28 protein-coding genes are annotated in these 26415 nt (G+C 39.7%); 21 read left to right on the plus strand and 7 right to left on the minus strand.

The genetic code is table 11. The annotated features are described in order from the left end of the window. The first annotated feature begins 19 nt into the window (after nucleotides 1-19). Genes ligA through cmoA form a run of 4 tightly spaced genes read left to right on the plus strand, consistent with a single transcriptional unit; the run spans nucleotide 20 to nucleotide 4226 of the window. Entirely contained in the window at nucleotides 20-1963 is a 1944-nt protein-coding gene (gene ligA / locus CVT13_RS08675) for an NAD-dependent DNA ligase LigA (protein WP_107812288.1), read from the plus strand. Continuing rightward, a complete protein-coding gene (locus tag CVT13_RS08680) occupies nucleotides 1953-2666 on the plus strand; it encodes a TlyA family RNA methyltransferase (RefSeq protein WP_107812289.1) in 714 nt (237 codons plus the stop codon). The genes ligA and CVT13_RS08680 overlap by 11 nt, the downstream gene beginning before the upstream one ends. Next, nucleotides 2632-3525, plus strand: coding sequence for a bifunctional riboflavin kinase/FAD synthetase (locus CVT13_RS08685; protein WP_002939474.1), 894 nt, complete (start codon nucleotides 2632-2634; stop codon nucleotides 3523-3525). Before CVT13_RS08680 ends, CVT13_RS08685 begins: the two co-directional genes overlap by 35 nt. After that, on the plus strand, nucleotides 3522-4226 hold the full coding sequence (gene cmoA, locus CVT13_RS08690) for a carboxy-S-adenosyl-L-methionine synthase CmoA (RefSeq protein WP_021085945.1): 705 nt from the start codon (nucleotides 3522-3524) through the stop codon (nucleotides 4224-4226). The genes CVT13_RS08685 and cmoA overlap by 4 nt, the downstream gene beginning before the upstream one ends. Before the next feature lie 145 nt (nucleotides 4227-4371). Here the strand turns inward: cmoA and fdhF are convergent, their stop codons facing one another. Further along, the gene (gene fdhF / locus CVT13_RS08695) at nucleotides 4372-6648 is read right to left on the minus strand and encodes a formate dehydrogenase subunit alpha (RefSeq protein ID WP_080655749.1); all 2277 of its coding nucleotides are present in this window, start codon (nucleotides 6646-6648) and stop codon (nucleotides 4372-4374) included. Nucleotides 6649-7041: 393 nt separating this feature from the next. Beyond that, entirely contained in the window at nucleotides 7042-7314 is a 273-nt protein-coding gene (rpsO, locus tag CVT13_RS08700; protein ID WP_004317763.1) for a 30S ribosomal protein S15, read from the minus strand. 146 nt (nucleotides 7315-7460) lie between these two features. Here rpsO and CVT13_RS08705 point away from each other — a divergent pair, with 146 nt between their 5' ends. From CVT13_RS08705 to CVT13_RS08735, 7 genes are read left to right on the plus strand one after another with little or no spacing between them, the layout of a single operon-like run. Then, nucleotides 7461-7865, plus strand: coding sequence for an RrF2 family transcriptional regulator (locus tag CVT13_RS08705; protein WP_054196916.1), 405 nt, complete (start codon nucleotides 7461-7463; stop codon nucleotides 7863-7865). Between the two features lie 2 nt (nucleotides 7866-7867). Continuing rightward, on the plus strand, nucleotides 7868-10060 hold the full coding sequence (gene flhA, locus CVT13_RS08710; protein WP_107812290.1) for a flagellar biosynthesis protein FlhA: 2193 nt from the start codon (nucleotides 7868-7870) through the stop codon (nucleotides 10058-10060). A gap of 9 nt (nucleotides 10061-10069) precedes the next feature. Beyond that, nucleotides 10070-11095, plus strand: a complete 1026-nt coding sequence (locus CVT13_RS08715) for a DHH family phosphoesterase (RefSeq protein ID WP_107812291.1) — start codon at nucleotides 10070-10072, stop codon at nucleotides 11093-11095. Beyond that, on the plus strand, nucleotides 11092-11319 hold the full coding sequence (locus tag CVT13_RS08720; protein WP_021089755.1) for a hypothetical protein: 228 nt from the start codon (nucleotides 11092-11094) through the stop codon (nucleotides 11317-11319). The genes CVT13_RS08715 and CVT13_RS08720 overlap by 4 nt, the downstream gene beginning before the upstream one ends. Nucleotides 11320-11328: 9 nt before the next feature. Further along, nucleotides 11329-11739, plus strand: coding sequence for a tetratricopeptide repeat protein (locus CVT13_RS08725; protein ID WP_085658258.1), 411 nt, complete (start codon nucleotides 11329-11331; stop codon nucleotides 11737-11739). Nucleotides 11740-11755: 16 nt separating this feature from the next. Continuing rightward, nucleotides 11756-12685 carry an aspartate carbamoyltransferase catalytic subunit gene (locus CVT13_RS08730; RefSeq protein ID WP_107784652.1) on the plus strand — a complete coding sequence of 310 codons (930 nt, stop codon included), beginning with the start codon at nucleotides 11756-11758 and terminating at the stop codon, nucleotides 12683-12685. Nucleotides 12686-12687: 2 nt separating this feature from the next. Further along, nucleotides 12688-13965, plus strand: a complete 1278-nt coding sequence (locus tag CVT13_RS08735) for a dihydroorotase (RefSeq protein ID WP_107812292.1) — start codon at nucleotides 12688-12690, stop codon at nucleotides 13963-13965. A gap of 84 nt (nucleotides 13966-14049) precedes the next feature. Here the strand turns inward: CVT13_RS08735 and CVT13_RS08740 are convergent, their stop codons facing one another. The 4 genes from CVT13_RS08740 to CVT13_RS08755 are packed head-to-tail and all read right to left on the minus strand — an operon-like array spanning nucleotide 14050 to nucleotide 17004. Continuing rightward, complete coding sequence (locus tag CVT13_RS08740) at nucleotides 14050-15339, minus strand: M28 family peptidase (RefSeq protein ID WP_107812293.1); 1290 nt, start codon at nucleotides 15337-15339, stop codon at nucleotides 14050-14052. A gap of 15 nt (nucleotides 15340-15354) precedes the next feature. Continuing rightward, nucleotides 15355-15612, minus strand: coding sequence for a heavy-metal-associated domain-containing protein (locus CVT13_RS08745; RefSeq protein ID WP_087586413.1), 258 nt, complete (start codon nucleotides 15610-15612; stop codon nucleotides 15355-15357). After that, the gene (locus CVT13_RS08750) at nucleotides 15605-15928 is read right to left on the minus strand and encodes a hypothetical protein (RefSeq protein ID WP_021090140.1); all 324 of its coding nucleotides are present in this window, start codon (nucleotides 15926-15928) and stop codon (nucleotides 15605-15607) included. The genes CVT13_RS08745 and CVT13_RS08750 overlap by 8 nt, the downstream gene beginning before the upstream one ends. Beyond that, a complete protein-coding gene (locus CVT13_RS08755) occupies nucleotides 15925-17004 on the minus strand; it encodes a transglutaminase-like domain-containing protein (protein ID WP_107812294.1) in 1080 nt (359 codons plus the stop codon). Before CVT13_RS08755 ends, CVT13_RS08750 begins: the two co-directional genes overlap by 4 nt. A 92-nt stretch (nucleotides 17005-17096) precedes the next feature. On the opposite strand from CVT13_RS08755, the gene CVT13_RS10315 reads away from it, so the two are divergent. The 4 genes from CVT13_RS10315 to CVT13_RS08770 all read left to right on the plus strand — a co-directional run bounded on the left by CVT13_RS10315 (nucleotide 17097) and on the right by CVT13_RS08770 (nucleotide 20112). After that, on the plus strand, nucleotides 17097-17264 hold the full coding sequence (locus CVT13_RS10315; RefSeq protein ID WP_002942642.1) for a hypothetical protein: 168 nt from the start codon (nucleotides 17097-17099) through the stop codon (nucleotides 17262-17264). 1 nt (nucleotide 17265) lies between these two features. Continuing rightward, nucleotides 17266-18135, plus strand: a complete 870-nt coding sequence (gene cmoB / locus CVT13_RS08760) for a tRNA 5-methoxyuridine(34)/uridine 5-oxyacetic acid(34) synthase CmoB (RefSeq protein WP_234412008.1) — start codon at nucleotides 17266-17268, stop codon at nucleotides 18133-18135. Between the two features lie 8 nt (nucleotides 18136-18143). Beyond that, the gene (locus tag CVT13_RS08765) at nucleotides 18144-18677 is read left to right on the plus strand and encodes a thioesterase (protein WP_107686939.1); all 534 of its coding nucleotides are present in this window, start codon (nucleotides 18144-18146) and stop codon (nucleotides 18675-18677) included. A 187-nt stretch (nucleotides 18678-18864) separates the two neighbouring features. Continuing rightward, nucleotides 18865-20112, plus strand: coding sequence for a major outer membrane protein (locus CVT13_RS08770; RefSeq protein ID WP_107812296.1), 1248 nt, complete (start codon nucleotides 18865-18867; stop codon nucleotides 20110-20112). Nucleotides 20113-20288: 176 nt separating this feature from the next. Here CVT13_RS08770 and CVT13_RS08775 read toward each other — a convergent pair whose 3' ends face one another. Next, on the minus strand, nucleotides 20289-20891 hold the full coding sequence (locus CVT13_RS08775) for an MBL fold metallo-hydrolase (protein ID WP_107812297.1): 603 nt from the start codon (nucleotides 20889-20891) through the stop codon (nucleotides 20289-20291). 120 nt (nucleotides 20892-21011) lie between these two features. Here CVT13_RS08775 and CVT13_RS08780 point away from each other — a divergent pair, with 120 nt between their 5' ends. From CVT13_RS08780 to kdsB, 6 genes are read left to right on the plus strand one after another with little or no spacing between them, the layout of a single operon-like run. Further along, complete coding sequence (locus CVT13_RS08780) at nucleotides 21012-21749, plus strand: NAD+ synthase (RefSeq protein ID WP_107812298.1); 738 nt, start codon at nucleotides 21012-21014, stop codon at nucleotides 21747-21749. A 10-nt stretch (nucleotides 21750-21759) separates the two neighbouring features. After that, a complete protein-coding gene (locus CVT13_RS08785) occupies nucleotides 21760-22890 on the plus strand; it encodes a DegT/DnrJ/EryC1/StrS family aminotransferase (protein WP_107812299.1) in 1131 nt (376 codons plus the stop codon). Continuing rightward, nucleotides 22883-23803, plus strand: a complete 921-nt coding sequence (locus CVT13_RS08790) for a tetraacyldisaccharide 4'-kinase (protein WP_107812300.1) — start codon at nucleotides 22883-22885, stop codon at nucleotides 23801-23803. Before CVT13_RS08785 ends, CVT13_RS08790 begins: the two co-directional genes overlap by 8 nt. Nucleotides 23804-23853: 50 nt before the next feature. Then, on the plus strand, nucleotides 23854-24168 hold the full coding sequence (gene cutA, locus CVT13_RS10690) for a divalent cation tolerance protein CutA (protein ID WP_107812301.1): 315 nt from the start codon (nucleotides 23854-23856) through the stop codon (nucleotides 24166-24168). Then, the gene (gene thrC, locus CVT13_RS08800; protein WP_107812302.1) at nucleotides 24165-25628 is read left to right on the plus strand and encodes a threonine synthase; all 1464 of its coding nucleotides are present in this window, start codon (nucleotides 24165-24167) and stop codon (nucleotides 25626-25628) included. Before cutA ends, thrC begins: the two co-directional genes overlap by 4 nt. After that, nucleotides 25625-26338, plus strand: a complete 714-nt coding sequence (kdsB, locus tag CVT13_RS08805; protein WP_107812303.1) for a 3-deoxy-manno-octulosonate cytidylyltransferase — start codon at nucleotides 25625-25627, stop codon at nucleotides 26336-26338. Before thrC ends, kdsB begins: the two co-directional genes overlap by 4 nt. The last annotated feature ends 77 nt before the right edge of the window (nucleotides 26339-26415 follow it).

Below are 26415 nucleotides of genomic sequence, written 5' to 3' on the forward strand. Positions count from 1 at the left end.
GTGTAAATTTGGAGCAAAAATGACAAAACAAGAGTATGAAAAAGCGGTAGATACGCTAAATGCTTGGGCAAAGGCCTACTACGACGAGGATGAGCCACTTGCAAGTGACGAGGAGTATGACGCGCTATATCACGCGGTGCTTGATTATGAGCAGGCAAATCCAAGCGAAATTTCTATCTTTTCACCTACAAAACGCGTGGGCGGCACCGTAAAAGAGGGCTTTAGCAAGGCTAATCACATCAAACGCATGTGGAGTATGGAAGATATTTTTGATCTAGCCGAGCTTGATGCGTGGCTAAAGCGTGGGGATAAAGAAAATTTAACCTTTGTCGCTGAGCCAAAATTTGACGGAGCGAGCCTAAATTTGCTTTATGAAAACGGCGTTTTGGTTAGGGCGATAACTAGGGGTGATGGCGTTACAGGCGAAGACGTGACGCAAAATGCAAAGACGATAAATTCTGTTTTAAAGAGCATTGATTACAAAGGGCTAATTGAAATCAGGGGCGAGGTCGTTATAAGAAAAGAAGATTTTGAGCTTCTAAACGCAGAGCGCGCAAAAAATGGCGAGGCGCCGCTTTCAAATCCTAGAAATGCAGCTGCCGGAAGCCTAAGACAGCTTGATAGCGCAGTCACTGCTAAAAGAAAGCTACTTTTCATACCTTGGGGTGTGGGCGAGCAGAGCCTTGGGCTAAAAGATCACAGCGAGGTGATGAAATTTGTGCGTGATCTTGGCTTTGAGAGGGATGATTTTTTCAAAATTTTAACAAAAGACGAGCTTGAAGCTGCATACAACGAGCTTTTGGCGAATCGTGACTCAAAGAGCGTGATGATGGATGGCATGGTGATACGCGTAAACGATCTTGCACGCTGCGAAGAGCTGGGCTATACGGTCAAATTTCCAAAATTTATGGTGGCGTTTAAATTTCCAGCCATTGAAAAGGTGACTAGGCTAAAAGACGTTGCACTTCAAGTTGGCAGAAGCGGCGTAGTAACACCTGTTGGCGTACTTGATGAGGTAAATATTGATGGCGCAAATGTAAAATCCGCCACGCTTCATAACTTTGATGAAATAGAGCGCCTTGGTGTCATGAAAAACGACTATATCGGCATTATCCGCTCAGGTGATGTCATACCAAAGATCACAAAGGTTTATAAGGATAGGCGCGATGGCAGCGAAGAGGCGATAGATAGGCCTAAATTTTGTCCAGTTTGCGGCTCGCACTTGCTTGATGAGGGGGTCTTTGTAAAGTGCCAAAATTTAAGCTGCAGGGCAAGAGTGGTTGGCTCAATAATTCACTACGCATCGAAAAAATGCCTAAATATAGATGGCCTTGGCGATGCGATCGTAAATTTGTTATTTGATAAGGGACTGATCTCTTGCATAAAAGACATTTACGGCCTTAAATTTGATGATCTCATGGCGCTTGAGGGCTTTAAAGAGAAAAAGGTAAATAACCTTTTAAATGCCATTGAAGCCAGTAAAGGTGCGGAGCTTTCACGCTTCATCACGGGGCTTGGCTGCGAGCACATCGGCGAAGTGGCGGCTAAAAAGCTTGCAAGTAGCTTTGGACTAGGCTGGCTTGATGCTAGCTTTGATGAGCTTGTCTCGCTTGAGGGCTTTGGCGCGGAGATGGCAAATAGCCTAATTGCCTTTGCCGAGGTAAATAGAGCAGAAATTTTAGCCCTTAGCCAGATCGTGCAGCCAAGCGTGACGCAGGCGCAGAGCATCTCAAATGCGCTAAGTGGCAAAACGGTCGTAATAACTGGCACGCTAAGTCGCCCAAGAGATGAGATAAAGGCGGAGCTTGAGAGTTTTGGCGCAAAGGTTTCAAGCTCAGTTTCTAAAAAAACGGACTTCGTCTTAGCTGGCGAGGAGGCTGGTAGTAAGCTTGATAAAGCAAATGAGCTAGGCGTGCAAGTAATCGATGAGAGAGAATATGAGAGGCTAAAACTTGAGGTTTGATAACTACGTCGCAAGCGTTTTAAATATCAGTAGAAACAAGGCTAGCGAGCTAATAAAATCTGGCAAGGTGCTCTCAAACGGCGAAATTTGCACCAAGGTTTCAAGCGAGGTTAGTGAGGCTAAAATTTCGCTGCTTGATGAAATTTACGTTGGGCGAGGAGCTTTGAAGCTAAAGAGCTTTTTGGAGGCGATGAAATTTGATCTAACTGGCAAAAATGCGCTTGATATAGGTAGCTCGACTGGTGGCTTTATGCAAATTTTGCTTGAGCGTGGCGTAAAAAGCGTGACTGGTGTGGATGTTGGTACCGATCAACTTGACGCTAGCCTAAGAAGTGATGAGCGGGTAAAAATTTATGAAAAGACTGACATAAGAGAGTTTGCCAAATCGCACAAAAATGAATTTAACCTCATAACCTGCGACGTGAGCTTTATCTCTTTGGCTGAAATTTTGCCTGCTATTTGCGAGCTAGCAAGCGAGAATTCGCTCATTATCATGCTTTTTAAGCCACAATTTGAAGTGGGTGTTGGCGTAAAACGAAATAAAAAAGGCGTCGTCACTGATATGAAAGCTATAAAATTAGCGATGAATAGGTTTGAAGTGATGGCTAATGGCCTAGGATTTAAAATGATAGCTTGCAAAGAGTGCGAAGTAAAAGGGAAAGAGGGAAATGCCGAATTTTTCTACGCTTTTAACAAAAGATAATATCACTGCCGTTGCGATAGGGCATTTTGACGGCGTGCATAGAGGACACAAACAGCTTTTAAAGCAGCTTGGCGAGTTTGGCGGACTTGTCGTCATCGACAAAAACAAGGCAAACATAACGCCAAAGCTAAAGCGAGCCGAGTACTCAAACTATCCTTGCTTCTTGTATGATTTTGAGAGTATAAAAGGGCTTAGCGGCGAGGAATTTATCGCACTTTTAAAGAGGGATTTTAAAAATTTAAAAAAGATCGTTGTTGGATTTGATTTTAGATTTGGCAGAAACAGAGCGTGGGATAAGCACGATTTGAAAAGGATTTTTGATGGCGAGGTGGTCGTCGTTGATGAGGTTTGTTATGATGGCATGGGCGTGCATAGCTCCTCCATCAGAGAGCTGATACGCCAAGGCAACATCGATGAGGCAAATAGGCTAATAGGCAGGGAGTACTCGATCGAGGGCAACGTGATAAAAGGGCAGGGCATCGGCGCAAAAGAGCTGGTTGCCACGCTAAATTTAGATATAAAAAGCTATCTTTTGCCGCGCGAGGGCGTCTATGCGACAAGAACGAGGATGGGCTCATACACCTATGGCTCGGTCACTTTTATAGGCAACAGGCTTAGCACGGATGGAAATTTTAGCGTTGAGACGCACATCTTAGACGAGGTCGCGCCAAAGGTGACAAAGCACGTCGCCGTTTGCTTCATAAAACGCTTAAGAGATAATAAGAAATTTAATAATCTAAGCGAGCTAAAAGAGCAGATAAAACGCGATATAAACGAGGCTAGGCAGTGCGTGGGCGTGTGCGATCTCTTTTTTGGAGAGACGATGAGATACTTTGACGGATATGGAGCTGGTATATGAGAGATGAAATTTTTAAAGAGCCTATAAGCAAGCAGTTTGAGTTTGATGACTTTGTGGCGAGTGTTTTTGATGATATGATCTCGCGCTCGGTGCCGTTTTACGACGTGAGCTCAAATTTAAACGCAAAGTTGCTTGCTAAAATTTTGCCAAAATCAGCAAAAGTGTGCGACCTTGGCTGCTCTACGGCAAATAGCCTGCTTTTGCTAAACAACCTTAGAAACGACCTCGTGCTAAGCGGCGTGGATAACTCTGAGGCGATGCTAGCAAATGCTAAAAATAAGGCAAAAGCTTATGGGGCTGATATTGAATTTATTTTAGACGACATCTTAGAGTGCGAGCTAGAGGGCTTTGATGCTGTTTTGGCAAACTATACTTTGCAGTTTATCAGACCGCCAAAAAGGGCTGATCTGGTGCAAAAAATTTATAACGGACTAAATGAAAATGGCGTCTTTTTGTTTAGTGAAAAGATCATCTTTGAAGATAAAAAGCTTACTAAAAGCGTCATAGAAATTTACGAGGACTACAAGCAAGCGCAAGGCTACTCACGCTACGAGATCGCCCAAAAAAGAGAGGCGCTTGAAAATGTGCTGGTGCCATACACTGAAGAAGAAAATAGAAACTTAGCCCTAAATGCTGGCTTTAAGCGTGTCGAGAGCACATTTAAATGGGGAAATTTCATGAGCTTTTTGGCGTTTAAGTAAAATTAAAAATATCAGCTTTTGTATTTAAATATAAAATTTAATCACAAACAGTGAATTTAAAATTTAGATTTTGCTTTGCAATGTCAGCATTTTTGGATAATGAAATTTAATAGTAAAGAAATTTAGCGGGAGTTACCCGCTAAATTTACTCATTTATCGCTGCGTTTCCATGGTGGTGGAAGTCATCGTAGATGATCTTTGAAGTTTGGAATTTCTCGCGTTTTAGCTCGCGAACTCGTAAAAATTCCTCTTCATCGATCTTTTTGATCTGGATAGCTGCTTTAAATGTCGGAGTCTTACTGATGTAGTCCCAACCGCTGCTTGTTAGCTCGTTGCATGAGCTCTCCCAGTAGTGGAAAGTCATCTGGATGATGCCATCAGGCACGATGTCAGTTACTTCAGCTTTTACGACGATGTAGCCGTATCTACTCCAAGCTTTGATAAAGTCGCCTTGTTTTAGTCCGTATCTTTCTGCAAGCGCTGGGCTCATCTCAGCGATAGGTCCGATGCTATCTCCGCCCTCTTCGATGGCGCGTGAGCGTCTTGTCATGGTGCCAACTGTGTATTGATAAACCTTTCTTGTAGTTAAAAGCTGTATCGGATACTCAGCGTCAGTCTTCTCATCGACTGAACCAGCCATGATAGGATACTCTGGCGACATATTCATCTTCTTGGCAAACTCAAGTTTTGCACTCTCGATCTCATCAGCTTTATCCACAAATAAGCATGGCACAAAGCGACCTTTGCCATCAGGTGTAAAGAATTTCTTATCAAGATAGAGGCTTTGACCACCCATATCATCTTCAGTTGGGCATGGCCAGTGAAGTCCGTGATATTTTTTAAGTCTATAGTAGCTCATACCGCCGTAGCGTCTAGGGTCGCATTTCCTAACTTCTTCCCAAATCTCTTCTGGTGAGTTGAAGTTAAAGCCCTCTGTTGCGCCTAAACGACGTGCGATCTCGCAAACGATCCACCAGTCTTGTCTAGCATCACCTGGAGGTGTGATGACTGCTTCGTTATGTTGGACACGGCGCTCTGCGTTAGTGTAAAGACCCTCTTTTTCGCTACTTGCAACGCCAGGGAGAACGACGTCAGCTTTTAGTGAAGTCTCGGTTAAAAATAGATCTTGAACCACGTAGAAATCGACATTTGCGATGCCTTTTAAGAAGTGGTTTGTATTTGGCTCAGAGATGACTGGGTTTTCGCCGATAGTCCAGAAGAAATGCACTCTGCCATCAAGGATCGCATCAGGTACTTCAGTCTTGTGGATACCTATCTTTGAGTTTAAAAATCCAGGCTCAAGGTGCCACATTTTCTCAAACCAAGCTCTTTGCTCTGGGTCGGTTACTGAGCCAAGATTTGGGAATATGTTTGGTAAAACGCCCATGTCGCAGCAACCTTGAACGTTCTCTTGACCTCTAAGTGGCAAGTCGCCTGTGCCAAGCTCGCAGATATTGCCAGTTATCAAGAATAAATTTGATACATCGCAAACTCCGCCAACGCCGTGGTTGAAGTGAGTTACGCCCATGCCGTGAGTGATGACGGCTGGTTTTGTGGTGGCATACATTCTAGCAGCTGCTCTTATATCCTCTGGATTTAGCCTTGTGTATTTTGCTACAACCTCTGGCGCATAGTCTTTTACAGCTTCTTTAACGTACTCGATGCCTATTGTGTGATCTCTTACAAATTCCTCATTTACAAGGCCTTCTTCGATGATAGTGTAAAGAAGTGCGTTAATAACAGGGATGTTGTGCTCAGGCTCTAGCTGCAAGTGGATGTCTGCTCTACTTGCAAACTCGGTCTTGATAGGGTCGATAACGATCAGTTTTGCACCGCGGTTTAGCGCTCTTTGGATGTGCATAGCTGCGATTGGGTGACCATTTTCTGGGTTTGAGCCTATCATTAATATACAGTTACTATAAGTGCCAATCTCTGTAAAGCTATTTGTGGCAGCTCCGTTTCCGATTGTTTTAGCAAGTCCTGCTACTGTCGGAGCGTGTCAAATTCTAGCGCAGTGATCGACGTTGTTTGTGCCTATGACTGCACGCATTAGCTTTTGAGCGACGTAGTTGTCTTCAAGTGTACAGCGTGCTGAAAAGTTTCCTGCTAGTGAGTCAGGGCCGTATTTCTCTTTGGCTTCTTTCATCTTTTCTACGACAAGATCAAGCGCCTCGTCCCAGCTGGCCTCTTCAAATTCACCATCCTTTGAAAAGACTCCATTTTTCTTTCTAATAAGCGGCTTTGTAAGTCTGTCTGGACTTGCAACGTAATCCCAGCCATAAAAGCCCTTTAAACATAAATTTCCTTGATTGACTGGATTGTCTTCGACGCCAGTAGCGGCACGAACGACGTTGTTTTCCACGTGCAAGGTTACTTGACAGCCTGTCCCGCAATAAGGACAGATGACTTTGCCTTCTTTCATCACTTTCTCCTTTGCTATGCAATATTTGCATATTTCTATATGGGTAATATTACTAGCCAAATTCTTAATCTTTAATAAAAATTCTTTATCTATAAAAATAAATTTTTAACTTAAGTTAAAATTAATTTAGTTCTATTAAAGTCAATTATTTAGGGGTTTTAAAATTTATTTAAAATTGATAAATTTATTATAAAAGAAATAAAGATATAGAGATTTAGCTTTTTATATAAAATGAAGAAATTAATTTTATTTTACTTTGTTTAAAAAGGTTAGTCGTATTGTAAGTAGATAAATTAATACTAAAGATGGAAAAATAAAATTAAACTGTAAATTTTGAATAAAAAAATATATATAAAGAAATTTAGCAAGGAGAGCAGATCGCTCTCCGATGGATTATTTATCTCTTAAGCCAAGCTCAGAGATTAGTTTTGAATATGTAGTGTAGTCTTTATTTTTAAGATACTTTAAAAGTCTTTTTCTTTGACCAACTAGTTTTAAAAGACCTAAACGTGATGAAAAGTCTTTTTTGAAAATTTTAAGGTGTTCTGTAAGTTCAGTTATTCTAGCTGTTAAAAGAGCTATTTGAACTTCTGGAGAGCCTGTATCTCCCTCTTTTCTAGCGAATTTCGCAACTATTTGAGCTTTTTTAGCCGAATCCAAAGCCATAATGACCTCCTGATTGGTGAATTTTGGAAGAGCGATTATAGCATTTAAAACATAAAGTTAGATAAAACTACGCTTTTTAAAAATTAATGAAAAATGCAGTAAAAATTTAATAAAATTAGGGCTATTTAAAGACTTAAGGAAGATAAATGCTTTTTACAAAGGCAAGCGAATACGCTCTACTTTCACTTATTTTAATATCTCAAAAATCATCTCCAGTTGATGTTGATACGATCTCAAATGAACTTAAAATTTCAAAAAGCTTTTTAGCCAAAATTTTACAAAATCTTGCAAAAGATGGAATTTTAAAGTCGTTTAAAGGGGCAAATGGCGGTTTCGCGCTAAATAACGAACCTGAAAATTTAAGCATAAAAAAGATAATAGAGTGCGCTGAAAAACGTGAACTTAACGTCTTTGAGTGCTCATCTTCTGCAGATGGCTGCCCGTCAAATAAAGCCTCAAGCTGTCAAATTTGGTCGATGTTTAGCGGCCTTCAAAGCAAGATCGACGAGATGCTTGATGCGATAAAACTAAGTGATATCGTTAAGAAGTAAAGTTGGCAAAGCAAAAAAATAATATCTTAACTCTTGTTGCGCCGTTTCTTGCGCCAATTGTTAAGTTTAAAAGTCTTAGCATCGTTGGTATCATTGTTGCCATCCTTGCTATCATTATCGTACCGCTTCCGAGCGCGGTGCTTGACTTTTTCCTGGCACTTTCTATTTCTATTTCTGTGCTTATAATCTTAATTTCGATTTATGTGCCAAAACCAACCGATCTTAGTACATTTCCGACACTGATCCTTATTGTTACGCTTTTTCGCCTCTCGCTAAACATCGCAACCACACGTATGATCCTAAGTGAAGGGCATAACGGTCCAGAAGCGGTTAGTGAGATCATCTCAAGCTTTGGAAATTTTGTCGTTGGTGGCAACTTTGTCATCGGAACCATTGTCTTTTGTATCCTGGTGCTCATAAATTTTATGGTCGTAACCAAAGGTTCAACCCGTGTAAGTGAAGTGCAAGCACGTTTTACACTTGATGCGATGCCTGGTAAGCAAATGGCGATAGATGCGGATCTAAACGCAGGTTTAATAGATGAAAAAACGGCGCGCGAAAGACGCCAAGCCATCATTGGTGAGGCAAATTTTTACGGCGCGATGGATGGCTCGTCTAAATTTATAAAAGGTGACGCCGTCGCTGGCATCATCATCACTATCATTAATATCATCGGTGGCTTTGCTATCGGCTCGTTTCAACATGACCTTGATATGGCGACATCGGCTCAGTACTATACGATCCTAACTATCGGTGATGGCCTTGTGAGCCAGATCCCAGGACTTATCACTTCAACAGCGACTGCTATCATCATCACAAGGGCTAGCAAGGACGATGAGGACTTTGCAGAAGGCACGCTAAATCAGCTCTTAGGGGATTATAAAACCTTGTTGATAGTGGGCTTCATACTATTTATGTTTGCTCTTGTCCCAGGGCTTCCGACTCTTTCTCTTGGCTTTATCGCAGTGCTATTTTTGGGGCTTGGCTACATCATCAAGCAGACCAAAGATGGCGGGCTAAATTTAAGCCTTGCTTCAAAAGACAAAACAGCTTCTAAAAAAGCTGGAGCCGCTACGCAAAGTGGGGCAGGGGCAGCTGCTAGTGGTGCCACTACTAAGGTGCCAAAGAAGAGCGACGAAGAGATCGCAAGAGAAGAAGAGACTAAGATAAATGACATCTTAAAGCTTGAAATTTTAGAGCTTGACCTAGGATATGGCTTGTTAAAGCTAGCTGATGTGGATCTCATTGAGAGGATTCGTGCTATGAGGCGAAATATCGCTTCAAGTCTTGGCTTTTTGATGCCAAAGATAAGGATCCGCGACAACCTTCAACTACCGCCAAATGAGTACCGCTTTAAGCTAAAAGGTATCGTGATCGGTCAGGGTGAAATTTACGCGGATAAATTTCTAGCGATGGATAGTGGCCTAGTTAGCGAAGATATAGAGGGGATTCCGACAAAAGAGCCAGCTTTTGGGCTAGACGCACTCTGGATCGATGCTAGCGTCAAAGAGGACGCCATACTTAGCGGCTACACGATAGTTGATCCTGCAAGCGTCATCTCAACGCACATGAGTGAGCTTATCAAGCAAAACGCAGCCGAGCTTCTAACTCGCCAAGAGACGCAAAATTTATTAGACAAACTAAAGATCGACTACCCAGTTGTGGTCGAGGATACGCTAAGGATCGCACCTATAAATTTGATCCAAAAGGTTTTAAAAGCACTGCTTAAAGACAATATCCCGATCAAAGATCTGCTTAGCATACTTGAATCAATTAGCGACATCGCCGAGGTTAGCAAAAACCTAGATATGATCATCGAGCATGTTCGTGCAGCGCTCTCACGTGTCATCACCTCGCTTTATGTTGATGAAAAAGGTCAGCTAAATTTTTACATTTTAGATAGTGCTGCGCAGCAAAAGCTTATGGATGCGGTGCAGTATAAAGACGGCGCGTATCATCTTATGATAAATGTGGCTCAAACTTCAGCGATCGTTCAGGCACTAAGACATGAAAAAGAGAAACGTCCGATGAGTCAGCACGGCGAAATGGTGCTTTGTGTGGAGCCAAGTCTAAGAAAATTTATAGCAAATATCTGCGCAAATTTTGCCATCGACATCGTGGTGCTAAGCTTTGCTGAGATTTCGGCAAATACGCCATTTGAAACGGTTGGCGTCATAGAAATAGAAAATTTATAAAGGAAAACGATGAAAATTTATCACCTCTCACACACCGATCTTGACGGATACGGCGCGCAATACATAACAAATTTTTACTTCAAAGATGTGAAATTTCTAAACTCAAACTACGGCAGAGAGATAGATGATAAATTTACTCAAATTCTATCTGAGATAGATGCCTCAAACGATGATAAAAACGTCATCTTGATCACTGATTTAAATTTAAGCCTAGCTCAGTGTGAGAGCTTTGAGGAGATGATAGATGGTAAAAATATAAAGCTATTTTTGCTAGATCATCACCAAAGCGGCGCTGAGTGCGCGAGCACTTACTCATGGTATTTTTTGGATAGTTCAAGGTGCGCTACAAAGATTACTTACGACTTTTTTGCGGGCATTTTTGGCAAAAACAAAGAGCTTGAAATTTTTAGTGACGTCGTAAATGCCGTGGATATCTGGCTAAAAGATGATAAAAATTTCGAGATGGGCAAGGTCTGCTTGGGGCTTGTGGCAAACGCTAAAGAGATAAATAAGGTGATGTTTGAAGCTGAAAACAACCTCTATATGGATCATATCTTAAAAGAAGCGAGCAAATTTTTTAACGAGAAAAACGACTATATCGGCCTTGATATGCAGGTGCATGCCATTAAGAAGTCATTTTTCAAAGAGGATAAAGACGATACGCTAAGCAATCTAATCTCAAACTACGTCGTAAAAAAACTTAGTGAAAACAAAGAGAAATTTAGCATAAGCTATAAAGATCATAAAGGAATTTTAACCTACAATATCGGCAACGTTTCGGTTATCGGCAACGACTTTTTAGTGGCAAATCCTGAATTTGACTTCTTTATCGACGTGACAAATAAAAAAACGCTAAGCTTTCGTGCAAATGGCAAGCTAGACGTTAGTGCCATGGCAAAACACCTAGTTGGCGGCGGCGGACACGTCAATGCTAGCGGCGGGCTGTTTGCAAATTTCAAAGATGGCTTTAGCTATGAGCCGATCAAGGCGCAGATAGTTGATCTAATAACTAAAAAAACACAGGAGGATATATGAAAGAAGAAGAGGTAAGCGTAGAGGAGCTTAGCTATGAGCTTAGCATGGTACTTGAAGCGATGTTCTACTATGCTGGAGTAAAAAAAGACAAGCTTGAAGAGGCGGCAAATCTTTATGTCGAGTGCATCGATGATGCGTTAGAAAATTCTGACGCTAGCGGTAGCGACGAGGTCATAGAGATAGTTGAGTATATGAAAAAACATCATTCAAAATTATTTAAATAAGGAAAGAAAATGAAGAAAATTTTAGTTTTAGTGGCAGCGGTTTTTGCGTTAAATGCTATGGCAAATGAAAATTTAGACAAGGCAAATGAGCTTTATGCAAAGAAAAATTTTAATGAAGCTTATCTTTATTTTAATAAGGCTTGTGGAGAGGGCGAGAAGAAAGCTTGCACGATGAATGCGATCATGCTATTTAACGGAGACGGCGTAGCAAAAGATAGAGTTCAGGCTGAGAAAATTTTTACAAAAATGTGTGACGAAAATGAGGGCATGGCGTGCGAAAAACTAGGCGAAATGATCGCTTATGGCCTTGTAAAAGATAAAGACGCAAACGAAGCAAAGAACGAAGAAAAAGCAAAGGCTTTATTTAAAAAAGCTTGTGATAACGGCTACCAACCAGCTTGCGACTTTGTGACAAAATAAATTTAAGAGGCTTAAAATGGGCTACAAACATAAAGATTTGATAGGAACTAGAGAGCTTAGCAAAGAAGAAATTTTGTATTTTTTAGAGGCGGCGAAAGAGTTTAAGGAGCTAAATTTAAGCCAAGTGAAAAAAAATGACTATCTTCGCGGAAAGACCACGATCAACGCATTTTATGAAAACTCGACAAGAACTAGGACATCCTTTGAAATCGCAGCAAAGAGGCTTGGAGCTGATACGATAAATTTCAGCTCATCAAGCTCTAGCGTGACAAAGGGCGAGAGCCTAAATGACACGATGAATAACATGGCTGCTATGAGAACTGACATCATCGTGCTTCGTCATCCAAGCTCTGGGGCGGCGAAATTTGCAGCTGATAGGACAGAGGCTAGCGTCGTAAACGCAGGGGACGGTACAAATGAGCACCCAAGCCAAGCCTTGCTTGATCTTTTCACGCTAAGAGAGCATGGTAAAATTTTAGATAAAAACCTAAATGTGGCGATCATCGGCGACATCGCAAGAAGCCGCGTGGCAAGGTCTGATATCTGGGCGATGAAGAAATTTGGCATAAATTTAAAGCTCTTTGCCCCAAAGATGATGATGCCAAAAGACGCTGAGGTATTTGAGTCTAAAATTTGCAAAAATATGGAAGAAGCCTGCGAGGGTAGCGACGTCATCATTATGCTTCGCATCCAACTAGAGCGTGGCGGTGCGGACGTGGCATTTCCAAGCTCGAGAGAGTACTCGAAATTCTTTGGACTAAATAAAAATAGGATAAAGCTAGCAAAGCCTGACGCTATCGTGTTGCACCCAGGGCCAATAAATAGGGGCGTAGAGCTAAACTCAGACGTGGCTGATGGCACACACTCAGTCATACTAAATCAAGTTGAAAATGGCGTTGCTATAAGAATGGCGATACTAAATACGCTTGCAAAAAATAGGGGCTAACGATGAAAATAGCAATAATTAACGGCACTATCGTAAATAGCGACGAGAAATTTAAGGCAAATATCCTAATAGAAAACGGTAAAATAGCCAAAATCGGAAGTGAGAAATTTGAGGCCGATAAGGTCATCGACGCTACAAATAAGCTTGTAATGCCAGGACTTATCGACATGCACGTACACTTTCGCGATCCTGGTCAAGAGTACAAAGACGACATCATCTCAGGCTCGCAGGCGGCCGTAGCTGGGGGAGTGACTACCTGCCTTTGCATGGCTAACACAAACCCAGTAAATGACAACGCCTCGATCACAAGAGCGATGATAGAAAAGGCAAGAAACTGCGGGCTGATCGATCTTTTGCCAATTGCAGCCATTAGCAAAGGGCTTGGTGGCAACGAGATCGTCGAAATGGGCGATCTTATAGAGGCTGGAGCAGTTGCATTTAGTGATGATGGCCTACCGGTGGCTAGCTCAAGCGTGATGAGAGCAGCACTTGAGTATTCAAGCATGTTTGGTAGCTTTTGTATAAGCCACTCAGAGGACTGCTCGCTTTGCAGACAGGGCGTCATGCACGAGGGCAAGGTCTCAGCCATACTTGGACTTCGCGGTATGGCGAGAGAGAAAGAGGAGATCGCAGTTAGCCGTGACATGCTTCTTGCAAAGCTCACCAAAGCACACATCCACATCGCTCACGTAAGCTCGGAATACTCGCTAAAGATCATCGAAATGGGTAAAAAAGAGGGCATAAATATCACTTGTGAGGCCACACCACATCACTTTAGCTTTAGCGACGATGAAATTTTGAAAAATGCCTACGATACAAATTTCAAAATGTCGCCGCCACTTCGTGAGATAAGCGACGTAAAAGCGGTAAGAGAGGCGCTAAAAAGCGGCCTTATAGATGTTATCGCTACCGATCATGCCCCACACCACACAGACGAAAAGATAGTGGAATTTGACAAGGCGCCATTTGGTATCATCGGACTTCAAACTCTTGTGCCACTCACTCTTAAGCTCGTAAATGAGGGCGTTATAAGCTTAGAGCGCATGGTGGAGCTAACTTCTACAAATGCAGCTAAGATGCTAAATTTAAAAGATAAGGGCAGGCTTGCTGAGGGCATGCTAGCTGATATTGCGGTGATTGATCCTGAGATCGAGTACATTTATGATGAGAAGATAAACCGCTCAAAATCGGTAAATTCTCCGCTTTTTGGTAAAAAACTAAAAGGCGCAGCGACTACCACGATAAAAAGTGGCAAGATCGTTTATGAGTTTGGAAAATAATATAAATTTGCTCGTGCTTGCGAGCAAATCCTAAATCTTCAAAATCCAAAATTTGCTAGAAATTTCTAGCAAATTTTAGTTTTTTTATGAGTTATATTTTTTAACGATACCGCGAACGACTTTTTCGATAAAAAGTGCAGAAGCTACTTCGCAGTGCTCTCTTGTAGAGTGAGGTGAGTAGATGTTTGGTCCTATTGAACATGCACTAAGACCTGCTTTTTTCTCCAAAAGCACTCCACATTCAAGTCCAGCATGCACGGCTGTTATTCTTGCTTCTGGCTTATAAATTTTAAGCTCTTCTAAGATGTCGTTTGCAAATTTATCATTAACTGGCTTCCAAGCTGGATTTCTATCTTTTGAAATGACGCTAAAACCAACCGCTTTTGCAAGCTCTGAAATTTCAAATTCCATTCTATTTAGGCCGTCTTTACTCATTGACCTTGCGAAAAACTCAACTTCAAGCGTGCCATCATCCTTGATCTTTGCAAGTGAGAGATTGACGCTATCTTGAGGTATGCCTAGCTCGCAGTTGTAGGCTCTTACACCTTGTGAAAATGAGTTGATAAGAGCTAAAATTTTCTCTCCGTTTTCTAAAATTTCATCCCCAGTGCCAAGCTTTTTCACGCTTAAATTCTCACACTCGCTCTTTAGCTCTTTATCGCTTAAAACTAGTGCAGTTGCGCCGCTTGGGATAGAGTTACTTCGCTCGCCACCTTCAAATTTAACAAGCCTGCAGCCATTTTTAGTCACAAATGCCGCCAAAACCTTGATCGCATTTGGGATATTTTTATGTATCTCGTTGCCAGAGTGTCCGCCAGGAAGCCCACTTACTTTTACTTCATAAAGCGTGCTCTCTTTTGTTTTTTTGCTATTAAGCGCAATAGTAGCAAATAAATTTACACCGCCAGCACAGCCGATAGTGACCCTATCGTCTTCTTCGCTGTCTAAATTTAAAAGCTTATCGGCTTTGAGATCGCCACTAAAGCCAGTGGCTCCGATCATGCCGACTTCTTCGTTGTTTGTAAAGAGGCACTCTATATCATCAAATTCGCTTATCATCTGCATCATGATAGCCACGCCTATGCCGTTATCGGCACCTAAAGATGAGTTTTTAGCTCTCATATAGCCATCGTCGCCATAAACTATCTCGATCTTTGGCGCGTCGCCCATGCAGACCATATCGTAGTGGCTTTGCAAACAAATTTTTGGCTTGCCTTTGAATGCATGAACGTTGCCAAAACTATCGACCACGACCTCACAGCCCTTATCTTTTGCATAGCTAGCTAGAAAATCACGCATCTTATCAGTCTCATAACTGCAGTGTGGTATCGCAGCAAGTGTCTCAAATTTCTTTAAAATTTCACTATTTGACATATTGCCTCCGTAAATTTATTTTATTTCGCCCTTATAGCCAGTCGCATCGACTGCTTTTAAAAGCTCTTTTTCATCGAGCTTATCATCTGCTATAACGACAGCTTTTCGCTCTTTTAGCGATACATCTGCCTTTTTTACGCCTTCAACGCTAAGAGCAGCCTTTCTAACAATCGCCGTGCAAAGCGGACAGTGCATGCTAGGCACTGAAATTTCTATCTTTTTATCAGCATAGCAACTAAGTGCAAGAAGGGCTAAAACTAAAATTTTACGCATAAATTTCTCCTAAAAGCTCTGGATATGTAAGAAGTAAAAGTAAAATCACTCCAAAAAGTATATATATAAGTATCCATTTTTTCTTTTTATAGCTTAAGTTGCAGCTTTTTGGCTTGTAAAATAAAGCAATGCCAGAGATCACAAAGCAAATGACCGCCACGACGCTTAAAGGGACGCGGTACTCGTATAAATTTTGTGTCCAAGATAGAAATGAAAAAGATGTGCCAAAAAGCAAGAAAAGAAGTGCTGGCAAACAGCACAAGGTAGCGCCGATGGCACTACCTATGGATGTTAGTATCAGCCAAAAGGCTCTCATTTTAGCTCTGTTGAAACGTAGTCGTAGCTAAATTCTTTTGGCGAATAGTAGTTTTGTGTGTTGCCATCAACTTCAGCGTATGGATAACCAAAGTTGTTTAGCGGAGTTTGCTCTGGGGTTGGCTTTAAGATAAAGTCACGGCCGTAGTTAAAGCCTATCCAGCACATTTCCCAGTTGCCAAAGCAGTAATCTCTCACAGCTACGATCTTAGCGTCATCATTTGTTAGCTTCTCGCCAAGTCTCACCTTTGTGACATCTGCTGGGTCAACTGGTATCCAACCATAGCCTTTTAAGTAAAATTCGGCCCTGCAGTGCTGTCCGCCTGAAATTTTAGCTACGCCATCTTTTGCGCTACCCATTTGATCTGAAAATCTAGACTGACCAACTCTGATACCAAAAATTTCTCTTGCTGGGATGCCAACTGATCTGCAAAGCCCCACAAAAACTGAGTTTATGTCGGTGCATTTGCCAACTAGTTTGCCACTTTCTAGTATCGCTTTAACGTCGCCTGTACCACATCCAAGGATGCTATTATCACGCTGCATAGTGTTTGCAACCCACGTATATATCGCTTTTGCGCGCTCCAAATCGCCTTTGGTATTGCCGATAATCTCTAGCGCTTTTGCTCTTACGACGCCGCCAGTTGGGATGTGTGAAGTTGGTTTTAAAAACTCCAAAATCGCAGGATCGACCTTCTCGTTTGGATCGAAATTTACCTTGCTAAAGTCGGTATTGCGCTCTGTTGTTTGGATTTTAAACTGGATATTTAAAATAGGTCTTTGCTCGTTTTCTTCAAATTCGCCATACATTGTTGGTATTAGCGTGTCTGAGATATAAACATTTTTAGCTGTTGTGTTTATGACGTAGTCTTGGGTTAGTTGCTGATAAGTGGTGCTTAGTGGGAGCGGTAGCCAAATTCTTGAGCTTTTACCCTTTTCAAGCAGCTGGTGTTTGAAATTTACGTCGAAATTTCTAACCACTGGGTTTGCTGGCTCGTCGCTAGCTAGAGTGACACTTGGAAGCAGACTTGCTGCACCTAAAAAACTACTGAATTTAAAAAAATCTCTTCTTTGCATAAAATGCCTTTTTGCTTAATCTTAGCCAAACTTGGCTCTAAAACTGCCTGCTATTCTAGCATAAAAATTTTATTTATGATAAAATCTGCCACATGAAAAAGATTATATTTTTGGGCTTTATAGCGTTATTTTGCAACGGTTGTCTTTACATGAATGAGCGTGGAGTTTCGACTCAATATTATAATGACTGTAAAGAGTATTATGACGCGACTGGCACCTACCAAAAAGAGTGCCCACACAACATCGTCGACTGGAAATAGCGTGAATCTTAGTAAATTTAATGAGCAGCAAAAGCAAATTTTTAATAAGATAGAAAATTTAGCAAATTTTGATTGCGAATTTAGCTTGAGTGATAGCGTAAATGTCAAATTTAAAAATTTAGACCAAACCAAAAAAGATGAAATTTACAACCTCGCTCTTAGCCTAAAGCCTTGGCGAAAAGGGCCATTTTTACTTGATGATATATATATAGATAGCGAGTGGCAAAGTTTTATTAAATTTAATATCCTAGCGCCACATCTAAATTTAGCTGGCAAGTGCGTGGCTGATGTTGGTTGCAACAATGGATATTATATGTTTAAGATGCTTGAGTACGGTCCAAAAAGCATAACTGGCTTTGATCCTAGCGTGCATACATATTTGCAGTTTGCTTTTTTAAATAAATTTATCCGCTCAAATATCGCTTACGAGCTTCTTGGAGTAGAGAGCTTGCCAGAATACGCAGCGAAATTTGACACCATTTTTTGCCTTGGCGTGATATACCACAGAAGCGATCCTATCAAGATGCTAAAAGAGCTAAAAACTGCGCTAAATCCAGGCGGCGAGCTATTTTTAGATACCATGTATATTGATATGGATGGCGATTTTGCGCTAAATCCAAAGGATAGATACTCAAAAATTCCAAATATCTACTTTGTACCGACACTCTCGGCACTTCAAAACTGGTGCGAGAGGGCTAAATTTAGGGATTTTACCCTACTTGAAACAAAGGCCACTGATCTAAATGAGCAGCGAAAAACGCAGTGGATAGATGGTGAGAGTCTTGGAAATTTCTTAGACCCAAATGACAATACAAAGACCATCGAGGGCTACCCAGCGCCAAAAAGAGCATATGTTAGAGTTAAAATTTAAGGATAAAAATGGCAGAAGAAAATATCTATGATACAAAAGATGAATCGCAAATAATCTTACCAGAAGATGAAAATCCATTAAGAAATGAGATCAAAACCGCTCCACTTACAAAGCTAAATTTTAGTGGAACGGCATTTTTACTTGAAAAAAATCACGCAAAGACTAGATTTTTTACTACGGATGATATGGTATGCGATACTGAGGGGCTTATTCATAGTGGGTTTATTTTTATGGGCGCAAATCATGCCGCGCTTTTAGCCATTAATGAAGAATTTTGCGTTAGTATCGGGGCTAGGATAAATTTCTTTGGGCCACTAAAGCTTGGTGACGTGGTGGAATTTGACGCGCAAGCAAGATTTGAAGAGAGTAGAAAAAGAGAAGTGAAAGTGCTTGGATATGTTAAAGATATAAAAATTTTTGAAGGAGTATTTCAACTTGTCACACTTGAAGAGCATATCTTCTTGGCTCAACAAAAAAATATCCAAAAAGAAGCTGCTATAAGGCAGAAAAAAGAGCGAGAAGAAGCTAAGGCTAATAGCTAAAAGTAAGTAAAAATTTTTGATTTTTAATCCCAAATAAAACGAAATTTTAAAAAGACAATCTTTATCTCATTATCCTATTTTGGTAAATAATTGGTAACATTTTTTAAAATTTTAAGGAAAATTAAGCAATAAAATTAATTTTCTATGATAATATCCTTTCAAAACTTTTTATCAAAAGGAGATTTAGATGAAAATTACAAAAGTTAGCTTAGCTGCTTTGGTTGCTTTAGGTGCATTTTCAAGCGTTGCAAGTGCAACTCCACTTGAAGAAGCTATAAAAAACGTAGATCTTTCAGGATATGCTAGATATCGTTATACAAATGATCATTACAAAGTAAATCCGGACACAAAAGATAGGACAAATGATGTTGCTGGTTACGCATTTAGAATGCAAACATCATTTAAGGCTGCTATCGACGATAACTTCTTTGGTGTTTTAACTTTAAGATATGATCAAACAGATGATTCTGGCAACAAAAACCTAAAAGGTACAGATAAAACAAATACAACCGACACTTTTGGCGTTTATGAGATGTACTTAGGCTATAAAGTAGCTAATACTACTATTACAGCTGGCAAGCAACTTATCAAAACTTTCTATGATGATGGTGATATAGCAGGTACTGGTCTAAAAGTAGTAAGTACTGATGTACCTGGTCTTACTTTAACAGCTGCAGCTTATGATGCACTACAAAGCGACGGTACTGAAATAGATGGTCCATTACTTAATAGAATAGTAAATGGTACTGAAAATGATAAATTTAATGGTTCTGCTGGCAATCTTTACTATTTAGGTGCAGCTGGCAGTTATGATCCAGTATCTTTTAAAGCAGCTATTGCAAATCTTCAAGAGATAGCAACACTTTATGGTGCTGAAGCTGGTGTTAGCTTTAATGTAACCGATGATGTAAATCTAAACCTAAAAGGTCAATTTGTCCATAACGACTCAGATCACAAAGATGTAGCTGATGCAAATTTCTGGGCAGTTCAAGCTGGTACAAAACTATTTGGTGCTAAGCTTAACGCTGGTTATTTAGACTTTGATGCTAAAAATAAAGATAATAATAAGTGGTCATTTACTTCAATTGACGCAAGCGGACAGTTAATCAACCCAACTAAGCTACTAAATAGTGTAATGGGTGGCGGCGGAAAACAATATTACAACAATATCAAAGGCAATAACGACTACTGGTTTGTTAATGCTGGATATGACATAGATAAATTTGGCTTTGGTGCTGGATATACTCAAGGTAAAGGCTATAGCTATACACTTAATAAAGAGAGAGCAAAAAGAAGTGAGTGGTATACAGAAGCTAGTTACAAATACAGCAAAAAGCTTACATTCTTAACATGGTATGCAGCTGCTAAAGACAAAAAAGATGGTGCAAGCTTTAAACAAGATCGTATCAGATTTGAAGCAAAATATAGCTTCTAAAAACATTTATCCGAGCGAGCTTTCGCTCGGACCTTTTCAAAATTTAAAATAGACCCCATACAAAATTTCTCTATCTTTTTTGATTAGTTCTTAGTTTTATAAAAAATATAAATTTTTAAATAGTGATTAAGTGTATTCTAGAAGCTTGAAATTTGAAATTAATACCACCGAAATTTTTAGCTATTTTTTACTATATCTATCCAATAATCAATATTATTTTGCTCGGCCTCTAGTGTACTGCCTTCTCCGTGCCCTGGATAAAGTGTGAAGTTACCTTTTAAATTTTTACATTTTCCTAGACTTTCTAACATTTTATTTTTATCTGAAAAAGGAAAATCCCAGCGTCCTATGCTTCCTTTAAATAAAAAATCTCCACTAAACATCGTGTCATCTATCTCTATCATCGAGCAGCCTGGTGTATGTCCTGGAAAATGATGAAATCTGATGCAAAAATCATCAATGTTAAAATTTTCATCATTATCAACTAAAACATCTGGAGTAAAAGTACTTTTCATATAACCGAAAATATCACTCTCACACATGAAAGCATCAAATTTATTAATATAAACTGGAATTTCTAGCTCATCTTTTAATTTACCAGCATCAAAAATATGATCAAAATGCCCATGAGTGCAAAGGATGGCTTTTAAATTTTTAGCATTTTGTAAAGCCCATTCTTTTGCCCCATCTCCTGGATCTATCACTAAAGATGAGTTATCTTTTGTAACGATGTAACAATTAGTGCCAAAATCTCCAAAACTTTTGTGTATTACTCTCATTTTTTACCTTAAATTTATTATTTCTTAAAATTTTACATCATTTTACTTAAACTTAAAGAAAAATTTTAAATTTACTTAGTATAATTTTTGCAAAAGGAAGCAAATCTAGGCAAAGGAAGAATGAAGGAGTATCAAAAGATCGAAGAATCTTTAGTTTTTAGCTTAAAAGATAAAACTAAAGATAAAAATTTGTTGTTGGGTGTTAGTGGAGGTATTGATTCTGCTGTAGTAGCGACTTTGTGTGCAAGAGCAAAACCAAATGAAACTCATGCACTCATCATGCCAACAGCATCATCAAACAGACAAAATATGGACGATGCCTTAAATTTATGCGAAAAACTAAACATAAAATATAAGGTTTTATCCATAGAGGGTATTTTAAATGCCTTTTACGAAACGATAGATGTAAATTTAAGCAATTTAAGAAAAGGGAATTTAGCAGCTAGAGTTAGAATGAGCTTGCTTTATGATTATTCATCTAGTATAAACGCTCTAGTTATCGGAACAAGCAACAAAAGTGAGCTTATGCTTGGATACGGTACGATATTTGGGGATTTAGCATGTGCGATAAATCCTATCGGAGAGCTTTACAAAAGTGAAATTTTTGAATTTGCAAAACATCTTGGGGTTGATAAAAATTTTATTGACAAAGCACCTTCGGCTGATTTGTGGGATGGACAAAGTGACGAAGGCGACATAGGTTACAGTTATGCTGTCATTGATGAGATTTTAGAAAATTTAGAAAATAACAAGGAGCAAGTCATCAAAAAGTTCGGATTAAAAGCAGTATCGGATATAGAAAATAGAGTTGTTTCAAACAGGTTTAAACGACAAATGCCGTTGATAGTGAAAATTTAAAGGATTAAAGATGAGAGAGATTCCGTTTTATAGACCAACTATCACTGAGCGTGAAAGTGAGCTTATTGAGGAGGCTTTGCACTCTGAAAATACTACTAATATCGTTGCTAGATTTGAAGAGAAGTTAAAAGAGTATTTTGGTGCAAAATTTGTAGTTACCACAAATAATATTGCAGCTGCACATCACTTGGCACTAAGCGCGCTTGACACTAAACGCGGAGATAAGGTCATTTGCTCCATAAATGCCTTTCCTAGCATTGCACAAGCTGTTAGACATTTTGATGCTGAACCTATTTTTGTGGATGTTGATGAAGAAGATTTTAACATCTGCCCAGACGCCCTTGAGAAAGTGCTAAAAGAGCAAAATCATAAAAAATTAAAATGTGCTTTTATCTCTCATATCGCAGGTCAAAGTGCCAGGATGGACGAGATAACGGCGGTTTGTGAGAAATACGGTGTAAAAATTTTAGATGATGCAAATCGCGGTATGGGACTAACATACAATGGCAAAAAAGTTGGCTCAGACTCCTTTTTATCGTGCTTTCAAACACATTCGCGTGTACAAAATCCTATATCAACGGTTGGATTTTTTACGACAAATGATGAGGAAATTTATAAAAGAGCAAAACTACTTCGCAACTATGCCCTTGTAAATGGCATTGATAAATTCGGTAGCTTGAGTTATATTTATGATGTCGTAGATATTGGCTTAAAGTATGATATAAACTCGATAAATGCAGCATTTTCTATTGCGCAGCTAGAAAGAACAGACAAGCTCATACAAAGAAGGCAAGAGATCGCAAAAATTTATGATAAAGAGCTTGGTGAGTGCCACAATATAACAATCCCTGTCAAAAAACGCGAGCACATTTATACTCAGTATATTATTAAGATAAATAAAAATCGTGATGGCTTTGCTAGAGAGCTTTTGGAGCATGGCATTCACACATCATTGCACTACATACCGATACATTTACTAAGTTATTATAAAAACAAATACTCGCTTAAAGTAAATGATTTTCCAAATGCTTTAAAAAATTATCAGCAAGTGTTGTCATTGCCTATTTATCATAGTCTGAGTGATGAAGAGGTGCAATACATCTGCAGCAAAGTAAAAGAAATTTCTAAAACTCGTGTTTAAGAAATTAAATATTTTCTTGCATGCTTGGGTGAACGATTACTTCTTTCGCCCAAATTTCTTTCAAATTTTACTAGCATTTTTACTTTTGCCACTAAGTTTTATCTATTTTCTTATTGTTGTGCTTAAGAAATTTACTGCTAGAAAAATAGACTTTGGCATAAAGATAATAAGCGTGGGAAATTTGACACTTGGAGGAAGCGGGAAGACTCCACTTTGCGTGGCAATTGCTAAAAATTACGAGGGCGCTTTTATCGTTCTTAGAGGCTATAAAAGAAAAAGCAAAGGCATGCAAGTTGTCGCTCGAAATGGCGAAATTTTGCTTGACGTAGCAGCAAGCGGCGACGAGGCGATGATATACGCTACAAGCCTTAAAAACGCAAATGTAATAGTAAGCGAAGATAGAAAAGTAGCCATAAAGTACGCCAAAAAGCATGGCGCGAAGTATGTTTTGATGGATGATGGGTTTTCTAAATTTGACATAGCTAAATTTGACATATTAGTGCGTCCAAATCCAGAGCCAAAGCTAAAATTTTGCCTACCAAGCGGAGCTTATAGGTATCCGTTTAACTTTTATAAATTTGCTGATTTTATAGCAATTGAAGGGCAAACTCATTTTAGAAAGAGTGAAATTTTAAGTAAAAGCGAAAAAATGGTTCTAGTTACTGCCATAGCAAACCCAGAGCGCCTCAAGCCATTTTTTGATGAGTGCATAGCTCGCGTCTTTTTTCCTGATCATTATGATTTTTCAAAAGATGAGTTAGAAGAGATTTTAAAAAGATATGATGCAGCCTCGCTTTTGATGACGCAAAAGGACTATGTAAAGGCAAAGGACTTTGGGCTGAGAGTATCGCTTATAACGCTTGAAGTTACGCTAAGTGAAGAGTTTAAAAAGGTTTTAGAGCGACAAATTTAAGCCCACTTTGTTATAATGAGCCACTTTCTTAAAGGAAAATTTAGATCAAAATGAGAATTTTAATCACCTCAGTCGCAAAGAAAAAAGAAGCAAAGAAACTAAGCAAGAAGCTCGTAAAAAAGAGCCTTGCAGCTTGTGTAAGTGGCTTCAGCGCAAAAAGCATTTATCTTTGGCAAAAGGAGCTTTGCGATGAAAAAGAGCAAATTTTACTCATAAAAACGGACGTTAAATTTAAAAAAGTAGCTAAATTTATAAGAAAGCACCACAGCTACGAAATCCCAGAAATTCTATCCTTAAAGCCAAAAGAGGTCTTTAAAAAATATAAAAAATGGATAAAAAAATCAACCAAAAAAGGTAAAAAATGAGACTAACACCAACTAGAAGCGTGAAAGATGAAAAGATAAAAAATGTAAATTTAAGCACAGCTATGCTTAGCCCAAGCTCTGCTCACGGCGGACTTTACGCGCCAAAAAAGCTTCCAAAAATAACAAAATCAAAGTGGCAAGAGCTCTCACAATTAAGCTACGAGAAACTCGCACTTTATATCATATCACTATTTAAATTTGATGTGCCAGAGGCGTTTTTCAAAAAGGCGGTTAAGAGATACGCGAGTTTTGACGATCCAAAGCACCCAGTCATTTTTAAAAAAATAGATAAAAATTTATACGTAAACGAGCTATATCACGGCCCAACTAGGGCATTTAAGGATATGGCGCTTCAGCCTTTTGGCTCGCTGCTTAGCCAGCTAGCAAATGAAAGAGGCGAAAGATACCTTATCATGTGCGCAACTAGCGGTGACACTGGACCTGCGACACTTCAGACTTTTGCAAATGACGAAAATATCAAGGTCGTTTGCCTCTATCCAGATGGCGGCACGAGCGAGGTTCAAAAGCTTCAGATGCAGACCATGCAGGGTGAAAATTTAAAGGTTTTTGGCATAAAAGGCGACTTTGACGACGCCCAAAGAGCACTTAAAACGCTGCTTGCAAATGATAAATTTAAGGCTGAGCTTAAGAAAAAGCGCCTTAAACTAAGTGCGGCAAACTCGGTAAATTTTGGCAGAATTCTCTTTCAGATCATATACCACGCCTACGCTTATGCAAATTTACTAAAGCAAAAGGCGCTTAAGGTAAATGAGAGCTTTGACATCATCGTGCCAAGTGGAAATTTTGGCAACGCACTTGGGGCATATTACGCTAAAAAAATGGGCGCAAAGATCGGTAAGATCAAGATCTCCTCAAATGCAAACAACATCTTGACGCAGTTTTTCACCACTGGCGTTTACGACCTAAGAGATAAAAAGCTGGTTAAGACGATAAGCCCAGCCATGGACATTTTGATCAGCTCAAACGTCGAGCGCTTGCTATTTGATAAATTTGGTAGCGTTAGAACCAATGAACTCATGCAAAGCCTAGCTAAAAATAAATTTTATAAGCTTAGTAAGCAAGAGCTTGAAGCGCTAAAAGAGGACTTTGAGGCTAGCTGGTGCGACGATAAAGAGTGTGAGGCATACATCGCAAAGCTCGCAAGGGGCGGCTATGCGATCGATCCGCATACAGCTACTTGCTTTAAGATGGTGGATGCTAGCCGCATAAACGTCATCACATCGACCGCGCACTGGGTGAAATTTACGCCAAGCATGATCAAAGCGTGCCAGATCAAAGATACAAAAGATGAGAAAGATGCGCTGGCAAAGACCGCTAAAATCTTAAATGACAGCGTGCCAAGCTCAATTAATTCGCTATTTAGCGCGAAAATTTTACACAAAAACATCATAAAAGAGGACGAGATAGAAAAGTGCGTCCTAGAATGGATCGAGCGATGATAATCATCCCAGCTCGCCTTGCTTCAACAAGGTTTAGTAATAAAATTTTAAAAGAGATAAATGGCGTGCCAATGTTTGTGGCAACGGCTCTTAGAGTAAGTGGCGTGGATGATGTGGTGGTTGCTGTGGATGAGCAAAGTGTGCTGGATATTGCCAAAGCTCACGGTATAAAAGCGGTGCTAACTAGCAAAGATCATCAAAGCGGGACTGATAGGATAAACGAAGCAGCGCAAATTTTGGGGCTAAATGAGAGCGAGATCATCATAAATGTTCAGGCTGATGAGCCATTTATCGAGCCTGAAAATATCGCTAAATTTAGGGCATTTTGCGAGCAAAATAGGGAAAAAGCTTTTATGTTTTCTTGCTATAAAAAGATGGATGATGAGTTTGCGGATGATAAAAATTTAGTTAAGGTAGTGACTGATTTTGAGGGATATGCACTTTACTTTTCAAGATCAAGGATACCATTTAACAGAAGCGAGTGTAAAAGCTACAAAGCGCACCTTGGCATTTACGGATACAGTGTAAAAAGCTTAAAAGAGTTTTGCGCTCTTGCTACTTCAAGCCTTGAAAATACCGAAAAGCTCGAGCAGCTCCGTACCCTAGAAAATGGCAAAAAGATAGCGATGCTAGAGGTTGAAAGTCAAAGTATCGGCATCGATAGCGAAGAGGACTACCAAAGAGCTCTAGCTAAATTTGGTAAAAAATAAGTCGGTAAATTCTCTTTAAATAACGTCAATATTTAAGGAGAATTTATCTAAATTATTAACCTTTAAAAGTACCAAAA

This window comes from Campylobacter concisus (genome assembly GCF_003049085.1).
Lineage (GTDB): Bacteria > Campylobacterota > Campylobacteria > Campylobacterales > Campylobacteraceae > Campylobacter_A > Campylobacter_A concisus_H.